The sequence below is a fragment of the Blautia sp. MSJ-9 genome (assembly GCF_018919065.1).
Lineage (GTDB): Bacteria > Bacillota > Clostridia > Lachnospirales > Lachnospiraceae > Blautia_A.
In genome coordinates this window covers 19,041-34,080 of the sequence record NZ_JAHLQG010000053.1, presented here as the reverse complement: position 1 = coordinate 34,080, position 15,040 = coordinate 19,041, and the positions used below count along the sequence as shown (strand labels likewise).

The window sequence follows — 15,040 nt, the reverse complement described above, 5'->3', positions numbered from 1 at the left end:
TGGTGCATGAAAAAGATAGATAAAGACGGTTTACTTTTATGCGAACTTCAGGCGACAGCATTTGAAAACTCTATTGATAAAATGGAATCGAGTTCTGAGATTTTTATTAGACGTTTTATGAGAAGTAAGATAGCAAAAAGGCTTGATAACGAATCTGTTCTTGAAAGTAATATTCAGGCAAATGATATTTTACAATTAGTAGATGAAGAATATGGAGTTTCAGATTATGGATCTGTAAAATATACTCATAATGAAATGTACTGGATTGGGTATCTTTACAGATATCTTTCAATTACTTATGAATTAACATCTGCACAAGTTTATAAAATTATAAAACCAAAAGAATTGAGAGGTTTATTTTTACCATATCATACAATGGATCCGTCTCAGGCAATTGAGAGAATACTGGAGGCAAAGGGTATGTTAGCAGATGAAAATGCGGAATTGGAACGACAGTATGAAATATTTAAAAGAATAAGAATGCAGAGAGCAGAAGAACGATGAAAAACGGAATATCAATGATTCCTTTCGGTCTGCTATCCGGTTTTATGGATGGAAAGGAAATCAGGATTATAGAACTTGCTGAAGAGGGATTCCGGTTCAGACTGGCTGAAAAGGCAGCTTCGCCGGAATCTTTTTTGGTTTGCTTTTATGATATGGAACAGGCTGATTATCATGAAATAGAAATCAGGAATTATACAATTGAAGAGGACAATGTTTCTTCGGAACTTGTAGAGTTTTGTATGGAATACACAGTGCTTGTAAATAGTGAGAGTTACAAGCAGGAAGTAAGAAAACTGCAGGGACAGTACAGCAGGTATATCCGCCTGAAACTGGAAGATGACGATGAAGAACTTGCCAGAGCATTAACGGAATACCCGGAAAAAAAGCCGGTTAATTATTATAGCCTGGAAGAGAGACAAAATTACAGTCTGGAAACGGCAATTGAAATTGACCGACCGGAATTATACAGAGAATATCTGCAAAACGACATAAAACAGTTGATAGAGCAATGTTACGAATGGAAGAGGATAACGGGAAATCAATTAGACTCAAATAAGCAAAATGATAGCCCGGACAACAAATCGAATATTGGACATGGACTTAATTTGAACCGTATTTATATTGGAAATCAGTTTTGCCATCTGCTATTTCCAGATGAGAAAGAATTATTTATGATGTTAGAGAAAGCGTATAAAGAATCTCTTGGAATTACAATTGCGTTCTCTTATATTCGGGAGTTTATGTTAAAGCCCATCGAAGAACTGATAAATCGTCTTGCACAATGGTGCAAAGAAAAAGATACCTGTATAGAAATCGTTATAAATGACTGGGCGATGGCAGATATTATAGCAAAACAAAATGCAGAATTAGCAATAAAGAAATCAGAAGCTATTAACGAGATGAGACAGTATCTTATTCCATGTTTGGGTATTCTGTTAAACAAGCGAAAAAAAGACCCAAGATTCCCATATAAAAAAGGTGATAAAAGTCTGTACAGTCAGAACAATTTAAATGCAGATTTCTATCGCAAATATCTGCAAAGTGAGTTTGGAATTCAGCGTTATGAATGGGAATCCTGCGGCTATGAACAGGAATTTCCACAGGGAAAAAACAGTCTGCATCTTCCATACTATCAGACCAATACATCTCAGTATTGTCCGCTTTACGCAATCTGCACAACAGGAAACCGAGGCATACAGTATCTGGTAAAAGAATGCTCGCATTATTGCAGCATATATAGGTTGTCATATCCAAAACATCTGAATATAACCGGACGCTTTAACTCTTTGTTTGGAATAGATAAAGAATTACTGAATCATCCGGAGAAAATAAAAGCTTACGCAAACGCAGGAATCGACCGTCTTGTTATTGGATGGGAGTAGAGAATTACGTTTAATCAAAATTGGTAAGTTTTCTGATTTAATTAAAGAGGTCCGTTTGGTAAATAATGTCTAAAAAAATCTTGGAGAAAAGGAAAAAGAATCATGAAAATCACAGCAGGCTTAGGCTCAATAGATGAATACATTCGATTCGCAGAAGCTGGCGCAGACGAATTTTTCTGCGGTTACGTCCCTTATTCCTGGGCAAAAAAATATGGCACAGTGATGCCGTTAAACAGGCGGGAAGTATTTTGCTACAATGTCCAGCTTGGCTCCTACAGTGAACTGGAAATACTTTCCGCAATGATAAAGAAATACAGAAAACCAGTCCATCTGACATTTAATTCTCTATATTATATCCCACAACAATATCCAGAAATAGCAGAAATCATTCAAAACTGCATGAAACTGGGATTCTGCAGCTATATCATAGCAGATCCGGCACTAATTCTATATCTGCGAAATCACGGAACTGACTGCGACATCCACCTAAGCGGAGAGACCGGGGAAATAAACAGCCGTATGGTCGATGTTTTACAGCGTCAGAAACTCAAACGCGTTATATTTCACAGGAAGAATACTTTCGAAGACATGCAGTCAGTAATCCATGCAGAACAATTGGCAGGTGGCGAACGGGCGCAGACAGAATTCGAAGCATTTATTCTCAACGAAATGTGTCAGTTCAGCGGTGCATTTTGCAATTCTCTTCATTGTGATGAAATGGGATATCTTTGCAGAGTACCATATCATCTGGAAAAGATAGCAAAAAAAGACAGATTATGTATGTACGCAAGTGATTACAATAGCAGTGACTTTGATAAGATAAATGAGTGTAAATCAGTTAATGGCGAGAGGCATAGCTGGCAGATGTCAGAAGTTTCAGACAAGGAGTCTGTAGAAGTGGAAGATATTTTAGAAGATGAAACTTGGCTTAAGAGATACGATGATACAGGCTATCTATGTGGTGAAACCGGATGCGGTCTATGTGCCCTTTATCAGCTGCAAAAAGCCGGCATCACCCATCTGAAATTGGTAGGCAGAGGCAACTACACAGATTTCATGGAAAAGGACATCCGTAACCTCCGACGGGTACTGGACATTCTGAATAGAAATATCAAGAATCTCCAGCAGGATCAGAATAATGAGAAAATATTTCAGCAGCAAATAAAGCAGACGATTTTTCCAAATGGATGCAGTGAAAATTGCTACTACAGATAACCTGTACCAACATCAGAAATACAATATTTGCAAGGAAAATCACTACTGAAAAGATTAACAAAATCATAATTCATCAAGGAAGAACTATTTCCAAAAACCTCGATAGAAACCGTTAGAAAACTTAACTTAAATTTCCCTGTTTTGTTGCTGATTGATTTAAATTATGGTATGATGGAACTATATTAAGCTAATATATACAATATATACTAAAAAAACAGGGCAGGAGTGGTCAAAATGTATCAAGAAGAATACAAACGTTGGTTGGCAGCAGATCTGCAGGATGCAGACCTCAATCCGGAATTATCCAAGATCGAAGGAAACGATGAAGAGATCAAAGATCGTTTCGCAGTAGCACTGAAGTTCGGAACAGCAGGACTTCGTGGAGTACTTGGTGCCGGAACAAACCGTATGAATATTTATGTAGTACGTCAGGCAACACAGGGACTGGCAAACTGGGTAAAAACACAGGGCGGAAACCAGACAGTAGCTATCAGCTATGACAGCCGTCTCAAGAGCGACGTATTTGCAAAGAACGCAGCAGGCGTACTTGCAGCAAACGGAATCAAAGTAAGAATTTATGATGCACTGATGCCTGTACCGGCACTTTCTTTTGCAACACGTTATTATGAATGCAACGCAGGTATCATGGTAACCGCATCTCACAACCCGGCTAAGTACAACGGATACAAAGCATACGGTCCTGACGGATGCCAGATGACAGACGATGCAGCAGCAATTGTATACGATGAAATCCAGAAAACAGACGTACTCACAGGTGCGAAATACATGTCTTTCGCAGAAGGTGTAGAAGAAGGTCTGATTCGTTTCGTAGGTGATGACTGCAAACAGGCACTTTATGAAGCAATCGAGTCCCGCCAGGTTCGTCCAGGCTTATGCAAAACAGCTGGCCTGAAATTAGTTTATAGTCCATTAAACGGCTCCGGACTTGTACCTGTAACTCAGGTATTAAAAGATATCGGAATCACAGATATCACAATCGTTCCGGAACAGGAATATCCGAACGGATACTTCACAACCTGCAGCTATCCGAACCCGGAAATCTTTGCAGCCCTTGAATTAGGATTAAACCTTGCAAAAGAAACAGGTGCAGACTTAATGCTTGCAACTGACCCGGATGCAGACCGTGTTGGTATCGCAATGAAATGCCCGGACGGTTCCTATGAACTGGTAACAGGTAATGAAGTAGGAGTTCTTCTCCTTGACTACATATGTGCAGGCCGTATCGAAAAAGGCACAATGCCAAAGACCCCGGTAGCAGTTAAATCTATCGTTTCCACACCACTTGCAGATGCAGTAGCAGAGCATTATGGTGTAGAACTCAGAAGCGTACTTACTGGATTCAAGTGGATCGGCGATCAGATCGCACAGCTTGAAGCAGCAGGTGAAGTAGACCGTTTCATCTTCGGATTCGAAGAGAGCTACGGATACCTTGCAGGTCCATATGTACGTGACAAAGATGCCGTTATCGGATCCATGCTGATCTGCGAAATGGCAGCATACTACAGAAGCATCGGAAGCTCTCTGAAACAGAGACTGGAAGAAATCTATGCACAGTACGGACGTTACCTTAATAAAGTAGACAGCTTTGAATTCCCGGGATTAAGCGGAATGGACAAGATGTCAGCTCTGATGCAGGGACTTCGCGACAAACCTCTCACAGAGATCGCTGGTCATCAGATCGTCAAAGTAACAGATTACAAGAAACCAGAAGAAACAGGACTTCCGGCAGCAAACGTACTTATCTATAAACTGGATAACGGTGAGACTGTAGTCGTTCGTCCATCCGGAACAGAACCTAAGATCAAGATCTATTACACAACTCTCGGCAAGAACCTTGAAGAGGCAGAAGCTGAGAAAGAGAAGCTTGCAGAAGCACTGAAACCAATTATGGCATAAACAGCTGCAAGCTGAACTGAATAAAATGTATTAAACAGGAACGGCTGTGCTCGTAGAGATGCAGTCGTTCTTTTGCGATTTATTCTTCAAAAAAATTTGTATGATATTTTTTGACTTGATAAATGCTCTTTGTTACAATAAAAATATTGTAAATAAATAAAGATAAAAACATTTATGAATGAAAGGAAAACATACTATGGAAGAATATGAAGTAATCAGCATCCCGGTATCAGACGGAACAGAACGGGATTTTGCGATCATGGATACTTTTGAATTTGAAGGACAGGGATATCTGGCAGTTTCTCTGATCGAGGGCGATGAAATTCAGGAGGGGGTATATATCTACCGTTATCATAATGCCGAAGATGGAGATGTTGTGGTAGAGCAGATCACCTTACCGTCAGAATACAAAAAAGTGACAAAATGTTACTGTTCACTCCGTGCCCAGTAACACGCTTCGCGATGCACAGAATTTATGCTAATCGCATAAATTCGCGCTGTATGTCTCGGGATTTTGGCATATTCATGCCAAAACACCTCGCGGGATAGTAGCGTGTGAACAGTAACCACAAAATTCTATGAGCAGATGTAAATAAAAAATATTTCGAAAAGAACTTGTCTCTTGTGATAAAATAGAAAAGAAAATTAAACTTGACCAATAAGAACAGGAGGAAAAAATGATGGAAAAATCAACTGTTTATTTTACTGATTTTCGATGTCCGGTAGGCACCAGCCAGCTTGACAAACTCAAGAAGCTCTGCATTGCAGCCGGAATCAAAGACATCGATATGGATGGTAAATTCGTAGCAATCAAAATGCATTTCGGAGAACTTGGAAATATGGCTTTCCTGCGTCCGAACTATGCAAAAGTAGTAGCTGATCTCTGTAAAGATCAGGGAGGACTTCCGTTCCTCACAGACTGTAACACACTTTATCCGGGAAGCCGTAAGAATGCGCTGGAGCATCTGGACTGTGCAAACATGAATGGTTTCAATACGATCACAACCGGATGTCAGATCATCATTGGTGATGGTTTACGCGGTACAGACGAAGTAGAAGTACCTGTAGTAAATGGCGAATACTGCAAGACTGCACTGATCGGACATGCGATCATGGATGCAGATATCTTTATCAGCTTAAGCCACTTCAAAGGTCATGAAGCAACCGGTTTTGGCGGCGCTCTGAAAAATATTGGAATGGGATGCGGAAGCCGTGCCGGCAAGATGAAACAGCATGCCAGTGGAAAACCTGCAGTAAACGAAGAACTCTGCCGTGGATGCCGTCGCTGCGCGAAAGAATGCGGAAGTGACGCGATTACATATCCGAACAAAAAAGCAGTCATTGATTATGATAAATGTAAAGGATGCGGCCGTTGCATTGGAGCTTGCAGCTTTGACGCAGTATACAATCCAAACAGCAGTGCAAACGAACTCCTTGACCGTAAGATGGCAGAATATGCACAGGCAGTCTGTCATGGTCGTCCACATTTCCATGTAGCTCTGGTTCAGGATATCAGCCCGAACTGCGACTGCCACGGAGAGAACGACGCACCAATCCTTCCTGATATCGGAATGTTCGCAAGCTTTGACCCGGTAGCTCTGGATCAGGCATGTGCAGATGCCTGTCTGAAAGCAACTCCAATCGAGAACAGCCAGCTTGGAGAACATCTGGCAAAACCTGACTGGCACTGTCACCACGACCATTTCAAAGATTCCAACCCGAACATTGAATGGCAGGCAACACTGGATCAGGCAGAGAAAGTCGGACTGGGAACCAGACAGTATGAGCTGAAAGTTATAAAATAATAGCAGTTAATTTTTCAGGCTAATTCAGAAATTTATCAAGGCGTCTGTAATTAGAAATATTGTGACTATTCAGTAGTCAACTGAGAAGCTGCTGAACAGATACGAAGTATTTATATAATAATATTGTTATATGAGAATATAAGGAGATTCTTGAAATGAACATTTGCATCTATGGCGCAGCCAGCCCGGAATTGGCTCAGATTTATTACGACAAAACAGAAGAACTTGGCAGACAGATGGCAAAGCGTGGCCATGGTCTGGTATTCGGAGGCGGCGAGACAGGACTTATGGGAGCTGCGGCCAGAGGTGTGGATGCAGAAGGCGGATACCTTCTGGGAATTGCCCCACGTTTCTTTGATGAACCTGGCATTCTGTATCAGCATTGCACAGAATTTATCATGACTGAAACAATGCGAGAGAGAAAATATCTTCTGGAAGAGAAGTCCCAGGCAACCATTGTAGTTCCCGGAGGAATCGGAACCTACGAAGAATTCTTTGAAATTCTTACACTTAAAAGTCTGAAACGTCTGGATCGTGCCATTGTTTTCTATAATATCAATGGCTATTATGACCTGATGAAGCAGCTTCTGGAGCATACAGTCAAAGAGAAATTTATGGAACCGAAGATTCTGGATATGTGTAAGTTTATGGATAAACCGGAAGAAATTTTCGATTACATAGAACAATATTGCGCAGAGAAGTAAAGAAACGATACAACATTGTTGAATGGAATTATAGCAATCCTCGTAAACATAATGCAAAAAGTTATGTTTACGGGGATTTTGTATATGATAAGAATAAAAAGCGTAATAATGTGATTGTTACTGAGAACGGAATGAACAGTAACAATATCTTGCGTTTTACGTCAGGATATCAGGTGTTTACAGTAAAATCTCTGTCTGTTATACTATAAAACAGACACCCGATACAGGTGAATGGGATAAAAGGTATTTATAAATTACATGCAAAGGGGACGAAAACTATGGAAAAAAGAAAAATTATTGTGGACTGTGATCCTGGAATTGATGATTCAATCGCTCTTGCGTATGCGGCAGTACATCCGGAAGCTTTTGAACTTCTGGCTGTGACAACAGTAGCAGGAAATCAGACAATTGAAAAAGTAACCAGAAATGCATTGGATGTAACAGCACTTTTTAAACTGAACGTGCCGGTTGCAGCAGGAATGGTAGAACCTATTGTCAGAGAGCTACAGACAGCATCCGAATTTCACGGAAAGAATGGTCTTGGAGATTGCACAATCCCGAGAGCAGATGCAGAACCGGAGAAGGAGATGGCAGTCTTTTATATTAAGAAACTTCTCACAGAACTTCCGGAAGGAGAGAAAGTAACTCTGATCTGTACAGCGCCGTTGACAAATATTGGTTTACTTCTTAAAATCTATCCAGAAGTAAAAGCGAAAATTCAGGAGATTGTTCTTATGGGCGGAGCAATAGCCGGAGGCAATGTGACAGCATCAGCAGAGTTTAACATTTATGTAGATCCGGAAGCAGCAAGAATCGTATTTAAATCCGGTCTTCCGATCGTTATGTGTGGACTGGATGTCACAGAGAAATGTGCGCTGACAAGCTCACAGATCCAGAAACTCAGCCAGTCTCAGAATAAGATTGCCAGATTCTGTGGTGAAATGACAGGATACAGTCTGGCAAATGGAAACAAATTCAGAGGAAAAGTAAGCATTCATGATGCAGTACCATATATGTATCTGACACATCCGGAAATCTTCAAGGTAGAGAAAGTGGCATTGGATGTAGACTGCTCTGATGGAGTATCCGCAGGAAGAACGATCGTAGATTTCCGCTGGTGGATGTATGAAGAATCAGAAGAGAATATTGCAGTTGTGGATGTGGATGTAGCTAAATTCCAGGAATATCTTATAGAAGCAATTTATGAACTGGGAGAGAAAGTAAAATAAAAAGATGCTGAACTGCATATAAAAGGAACGGATTAATGAACTATATTGTCTTTGACTTGGAATGGAACCAGAATCCTGCGGGAAAGAAATCGCGTAACGACAAACTTCCATTTGAGATTATCGAGATCGGAGCTGTAAAAGTAAACAGCAGGAAAGAAATTACAGATAGTTTTCACAGACTGATCAAACCACAGGTTTATAAATGGATCCATGACAGTATTCATGAGGTGATCCATGTGGATTACAAAGACCTTATGAAAGGTGTGCCATTTGAACAGGCGGTCCGGGAATTTCTTGATTGGTGTGGAGAAGACTGGTACTTTTTTACATGGGGAAATCAGGATGTGATGGAACTTCAGAGAAATATGAAGTTTTATAAGTTGCTGGATTTGCTTCCAGGTCCCGTGACTTATTATGATGTACAGAAATTGTACAGCATCAGTTACGATGATGGTGAGCGCAGATGTGCACTGGAACATGCGATTGATGAATTGAAGATAGAGAAGTCGCAGGGGTTTCACCGGGCACTTGCAGATGCCTGGTATACAGCAGAAGTTCTGAAGAAAATAAGCAATATCATGATCATTAATCATCCGTCTCTGGACGTATACCAGAATCCGAAGAAGAAAAAAGATGAGATCCATATTTCCTATCCGGATCATGACAAATATGTATCCAGGGAATTTGCCACAAGAGAGAGAGTCATGAAAGACCGCGAAGTGACAAGCACCAGATGTCCGATCTGTCATTTGCCTGCAAAAAGAAAGCTGCGATGGTTCATGAACAATCCAAAAGTTTATTACAGCGTGTCCGTCTGTGAGGAGCATGGTCTGGTAAAAGGCAAGATACGTATCAGGAAAACGGAGGAAGAGAAATATTTTGCCGTGAAAACATTACGTTTCACAGATACAGAAGAAGCGGAGGAACTTCGTGAAAGAAAAGAAGTCCTCCGCCTTAGACGAAAATTAAAAAGAAGTGCCGAGAAGGAGATCTGAAAGGATCTCCTTTTCATATTGCATTCCATAGCCGACCATATGGTCATTAAAATAATATTTACTTTTAATTCGTTTCGGCCCAACAGAATTATTAAGAGTTTTTTGCTTTTTAACAAGCTGGGTTACATCAGTTCCCGCCGGAACTGTCACATATACATGTCTCATATAATAGAAAGAACAGCGGTTTCCGTTATCCTTTAACAGATGTTTCTCACAGGGAAGAAATTTCACAGGAGTGGGATTGGCATCTACGTTCATATCTACCTTTTCGAAATTATCAAATCCATAATCGAATAAAGATGCAGTATCCGGGAAAGCTCCGTTTGTAGAATTTAATACAACTGCAATGAGAATGGAATTGCCTCTCTTGGCATAGGTGACAAGTGTATTGCCGGCTACATTTGTATATCCGGTTTTACCACCCATAACCCCGTCATAGGCATAAGACTGTCCGGCCATCATTTTATGGTGATTAAGCAGATAACGGGTTTCCGGCTGCTTATTTGTCGGTGGGATTTCATAAGTCTGAGTTGTTACAAACTTACGGAATCTTGGATTATACCATGCGGCTTTGGCAATCTTCATCATATCGCTGGCAGTTGTATAGTGTGTTTCATCAGGGAGACCATTAGGATTGTTGAAATGTGTATTCTTACATCCGAGTTGTGCTGCTCTCTGATTCATCAACTCAACAAACTTCTTAACGGAACCACTGGTTTTCTCTGCAAGTGCAAGCGCCATCTCATTGGCAGATTCCAGCATCAGGGCCATCAGAGCCTGTTCTACAGTAAATACTTCTCCGGTTTCTGCGTAGATAGAGGAACTTCCTGCCTCAATTCCGTAAGCAGCTTCCTGTGACATGGTGAGTGTATCATCCATATCCAGATTCTCACATGCCAGAAGTGCAGTCATGATCTTGGTAATACTTGCAGGATAGAGTTGATCATTTGCGTTTTTTGAATAAAGGATTGTATCGGTCACGGCGTCCATTAGTACAGCAGACTGTCCCTCAATATTTGGACCGGTTGGCCAGTCTTTTATGGAATCCGTATCTGCAGCCTGTGAATAAGTCGCAGAATGAGCGACCTCAGAAGTGGCGGAATCAGTCTCCGTGGCATAAGTGACAGAAGGCTGGGACACCAGAAGTCCTGCGCAGAGCATTCCGGTAAGAGAACGCTTTATTATCGTATGAAATTTTTTATTAAACATTTGAAATTACCCTTCATATTAATATACATATCGGTTGTTCATTTCAGTCCGGTGCATATTTCTGTCGTTATTCCGTGTTGCAATAATATCCGGACAAAATATTCTACCCTATTATATCATTATTTACAATGGATATGTAAAATTTATTGTTACCTTAAATATTCCAAAAAATACTTGACACAGTGAAATTCCAGACCTTATAATAAATCCGCATAGTTAAATAGATTATAAGTCCACAAAAACGTTGATGGAGACAGTAAACTGTATCAGAAAGCTTCAGCGAGCCGGGGAGGGTGCAAGCCCGGTGTGAGTAAATACAGCGGAAGATCACTCCGGAGTTTCAGTTCCCAAGGCAGCAGCAGATAAGAACTGGCGGTGATTCCGCCGTTATCGGATCATGTATCGGCTAAGATGCCCGTACAATGTAACTGGTGGTATAACGAACGTAAATAAACTTTCGTCCTTTTACAAAAAAGGGCGATTTTTTTGTTTTATCCTGGAATGAGATGAGATTCCTGCTAACGGGAATCTGATTTCGTTCCAGGATACCCCTGATGTATCATAAAGAACTTCGCAAAATGAAACAAAAAAGATGGAAGGATTATTTTCGTTCTTAAGTGATGCCGGTAAATGATGAGGATATGATTATCAGGCATATATTTTCGACATCTTATACAAATAATATAAACAGGAGGTAAATTACTGTGTACCAGAAAGTTGATACGAACTTAAATTTTGTAGACCGTGAGAAAAAAGTAGAAGAATTCTGGAAAGAGAACCATATCTTTGAGAAAAGTATGGAAAACAGAAAAGAGGGAGAAACCTATACTTTCTACGATGGACCGCCAACTGCAAACGGTAAACCACATATCGGCCATGTACTTACACGTGTAATCAAGGATATGATCCCGAGATACCGTACAATGAAAGGTTACATGGTTCCGCGTAAAGCAGGATGGGATACTCATGGACTTCCGGTAGAGCTGGAAGTAGAGAAGAAACTGGGACTGGATGGCAAGGAACAGATCGAAGAATACGGTATGGAGCCATTTATCAAACAGTGTAAAGAAAGTGTCTGGAAATACAAAGGAATGTGGGAAGATTTCTCATCCACAGTTGGTTTCTGGGCTGATATGGAACACCCATATGTAACTTATTATGATGACTATATTGAATCCGAATGGTGGGCACTGAAAGAAATCTGGAACAAGAAACTTCTGTATAAAGGTTTCAAGATCGTTCCTTACTGTCCACGTTGTGGTACTCCGCTTTCTGCACAGGAAGTATCCCAGGGATACAAAACTGTCAAAGAGCGTTCCGCAGTTGTAAGATTCAAAGTTATCGGTGAAGATGCATACTTCCTTGCATGGACAACAACACCATGGACACTTCCGTCCAACGTTGCACTCTGCGTAAACCCGGATGAGACTTACTGCAAAGTAAAAGCAGCAGACGGATACACATATTACATGGCAGAAGCACTTCTGGACAAAGTCCTCGGCAAACTTGCAAAAGAGGAAGGTGAAAAAGCATACGAAGTTCTGGAAACCTACAAAGGAACAGATCTGGAACACAAAGAGTATGAGCCACTTTTTGCATGTGCAGGAGAAGCAGCAGCAAAACAGAAAAAGAAAGCTCATTTCGTAACATGTGACACATACGTTACTATGAGCGATGGTACAGGTATCGTTCATATCGCACCTGCATTCGGTGAAGACGACAGCAGAATCGGACGTAACTATGATCTTCCATTTGTACAGTTCGTAGACGGACAGGGTAACCTGACAAAAGAGACTCCATACGCAGGCGTTTTCGTAAAGAAAGCAGACCCGATGGTTCTCACAGACCTGGACAAAGAAGGCAAACTTTTCGATGCTCCGAAATTCGAGCATGAATATCCACACTGCTGGAGATGTGACACACCACTGATCTACTACGCAAGAGAATCCTGGTTCATCAAGATGACAGCAGTCAAAGATGACCTGATCAGAAATAACAATACAATCAACTGGATCCCTGAGAGCATCGGTAAAGGACGTTTCGGTGACTGGCTGGAAAACGTTCAGGACTGGGGTATCAGCCGTAACCGTTACTGGGGAACACCACTGAACATCTGGCAGTGTGACTGCGGACATATGCATTCTATCGGAAGCCGTCAGGAATTATTCGAGATGAGCGGCGACGAGAAAGCTAAGACAGTAGAACTTCATCGTCCATACATCGACGAGATCACACTGAAGTGTCCGGAGTGCGGCGGAGAAATGCACCGTGTACCGGAAGTTATCGACTGCTGGTTCGACTCAGGAGCAATGCCTTTCGCACAGCATCATTATCCATTTGAAAACAAAGAATTATTTGAGCAGCAGTTCCCTGCAAACTTTATCTCCGAGGCAGTAGACCAGACTCGTGGATGGTTCTACTCACTCCTTGCAGAATCCACACTGCTCTTCAACAAAGCACCATACAAGAACGTAATCGTTCTGGGACATGTCCAGGATGAGAACGGACAGAAGATGAGTAAGTCCAAAGGAAATGCAGTTGATCCATTTGACGCACTGAACAAATACGGCGCAGATGCCATCAGATGGTACTTCTACATCAACAGTGCTCCATGGCTTCCGAACCGTTTCCATGGCAAGGCAGTTGTGGAAGGACAGCGTAAATTCATGAGCACACTGTGGAATACTTACGCATTCTTCGTATTATATGCAGACATCGACAACTTTGACCCGACCAAATATGAACTGAACTATGACCAGCTTCCAGTCATGGATAAATGGCTCCTTAGCAGATTAAATACAACTGTTCAGGCAGTAGACAATGATCTGGCAAACTACAAGATTCCGGAAGCAGCAAGAGCACTTCAGGAATTCGTAGATGAGATGAGTAACTGGTATGTAAGAAGAAGCCGTGAACGTTTCTGGGCAAAAGGAATGGAGCAGGATAAGATTAACGCTTACATGACTTTGTACCATGCACTGGTAACAATCGCCAAGACAGCAGCTCCGATGATCCCGTTCATGACAGAAGACATGTACCAGAACCTGGTAAGAAGCGTAGACAAAGATGCTATCGAAAGTATCCACCTCTGCGACTTCCCGACTGTAAACGAAGCATGGATCGACAAAGACCTCGAAGCAGATATGAAAGAACTTCTTGAGATCGTAGTTCTCGGACGTGCATGCAGAAATACAGCAAACATCAAGAACCGTCAGCCGATTGGAACCATGTATGTAAAAGCTGAGAAGAAAATGAGTGAATTCTACACTGACATCATCGCAGACGAACTGAATGTCAAAGAAGTGAAATTTGCAGATGATGTAGAATCCTTTATCTCCTACAGCTTCAAACCACAGCTTCGTACAGTAGGACCGAAATACGGTAAACTCCTTGGAGGAATCAGACAGGCTCTCACAGACATCAATGGAACAGCAGCAATGAACGAACTGAGAACCAACGGTGTCCTGAAACTGGATATCAACGGAAACGATGTAGAACTCACAGAAGAAGACCTTCTTATTGAAACAGCACAGACAGAAGGCTATGTATCCGAATCTGACGGCGAAACATCCGTAGTCCTGGATACAAACCTGACACCTGAACTGATCGAAGAGGGATTCGTACGTGAGATCATCAGCAAGATTCAGACCATGCGTAAGGAAGCCGGCTTCGAAGTCATGGACAAGATCGTAGTATACGCTCACGGAAACGACAAGATCCAGGATGTCATGAAAGCACACGAAGATGAGATCAAGTCAGAAGTACTTGCAGACGAAATGGTACTTGGCGAGACCGATGGTTATGTGAAAGAGTGGAACATCAACAAAGAAGCAGTAACTATGGGTGTTAAGAAACTGTAATTGACAACATTTGATCAATTATTGACAAGGTACTGATAAGTTACAGGTATTTCACAGGAAATATACTACTTTCGCAATGCACGATAACAAAAAAATGTTATAAAATTCGGCAATTATACACATGACAGACTGTCGAAAAAAGAGTATCATTATCTGTGACAGTCTGATTTCAGAGAGGAAATTGGAGGCGGAGATTCTTTGCCCCCAATTTCTCTGATAT

The 15,040-nt window shown here is 41.3% G+C and carries 11 protein-coding genes; 10 read left to right on the top strand and 1 reads right to left on the bottom strand.

Annotation, left to right across the window (positions count from 1 at the left end; all coding sequences use genetic code 11):
• Positions 1-6 precede the first annotated feature (6 nt).
• The 9 genes from KQI87_RS14980 (at position 7) to KQI87_RS14940 (ending at position 9,751) form a co-directional block, all read left to right on the top strand.
• Complete coding sequence (locus KQI87_RS14980; RefSeq protein WP_216460817.1) at positions 7-504, top strand: antitoxin; 498 nt, start codon at positions 7-9, stop codon at positions 502-504.
• On the top strand, positions 501-1,886 hold the full coding sequence (locus KQI87_RS14975; protein WP_216460816.1) for a hypothetical protein: 1,386 nt from the start codon (positions 501-503) through the stop codon (positions 1,884-1,886). Before KQI87_RS14980 ends, KQI87_RS14975 begins: the two co-directional genes overlap by 4 nt.
• 102 nt (positions 1,887-1,988) lie before the next feature.
• The gene (locus KQI87_RS14970) at positions 1,989-3,101 is read left to right on the top strand and encodes a U32 family peptidase (RefSeq protein ID WP_216460815.1); all 1,113 of its coding nucleotides are present in this window, start codon (positions 1,989-1,991) and stop codon (positions 3,099-3,101) included.
• A 234-nt stretch (positions 3,102-3,335) separates the two neighbouring features.
• A complete protein-coding gene (locus tag KQI87_RS14965; protein WP_216460814.1) occupies positions 3,336-5,018 on the top strand; it encodes a phospho-sugar mutase in 1,683 nt (560 codons plus the stop codon).
• 196 nt (positions 5,019-5,214) lie between these two features.
• Complete coding sequence (locus KQI87_RS14960) at positions 5,215-5,469, top strand: DUF1292 domain-containing protein (protein WP_253292549.1); 255 nt, start codon at positions 5,215-5,217, stop codon at positions 5,467-5,469.
• A 229-nt stretch (positions 5,470-5,698) separates the two neighbouring features.
• A complete protein-coding gene (locus tag KQI87_RS14955) occupies positions 5,699-6,823 on the top strand; it encodes a DUF362 domain-containing protein (protein WP_216460863.1) in 1,125 nt (374 codons plus the stop codon).
• Between the two features lie 155 nt (positions 6,824-6,978).
• On the top strand, positions 6,979-7,527 hold the full coding sequence (locus tag KQI87_RS14950; RefSeq protein ID WP_216460812.1) for a TIGR00730 family Rossman fold protein: 549 nt from the start codon (positions 6,979-6,981) through the stop codon (positions 7,525-7,527).
• Positions 7,528-7,805: 278 nt separating this feature from the next.
• On the top strand, positions 7,806-8,756 hold the full coding sequence (locus KQI87_RS14945; RefSeq protein WP_216460811.1) for a nucleoside hydrolase: 951 nt from the start codon (positions 7,806-7,808) through the stop codon (positions 8,754-8,756).
• A 35-nt stretch (positions 8,757-8,791) separates the two neighbouring features.
• Positions 8,792-9,751, top strand: a complete 960-nt coding sequence (locus KQI87_RS14940; protein ID WP_216460810.1) for a 3'-5' exonuclease — start codon at positions 8,792-8,794, stop codon at positions 9,749-9,751.
• On the opposite strand, the gene KQI87_RS14935 is transcribed toward KQI87_RS14940, so the two are convergent.
• Positions 9,722-10,960: a D-alanyl-D-alanine carboxypeptidase family protein gene (locus KQI87_RS14935; protein ID WP_216460809.1), complete on the bottom strand. Its 1,239-nt coding sequence runs from the start codon at positions 10,958-10,960 to the stop codon at positions 9,722-9,724. The genes KQI87_RS14940 and KQI87_RS14935 overlap by 30 nt on opposite strands.
• A gap of 704 nt (positions 10,961-11,664) precedes the next feature.
• On the opposite strand from KQI87_RS14935, the gene ileS reads away from it, so the two are divergent.
• A complete protein-coding gene (gene ileS / locus KQI87_RS14930; RefSeq protein ID WP_216460808.1) occupies positions 11,665-14,820 on the top strand; it encodes an isoleucine--tRNA ligase in 3,156 nt (1,051 codons plus the stop codon).
• The last annotated feature ends 220 nt before the right edge of the window (positions 14,821-15,040 follow it).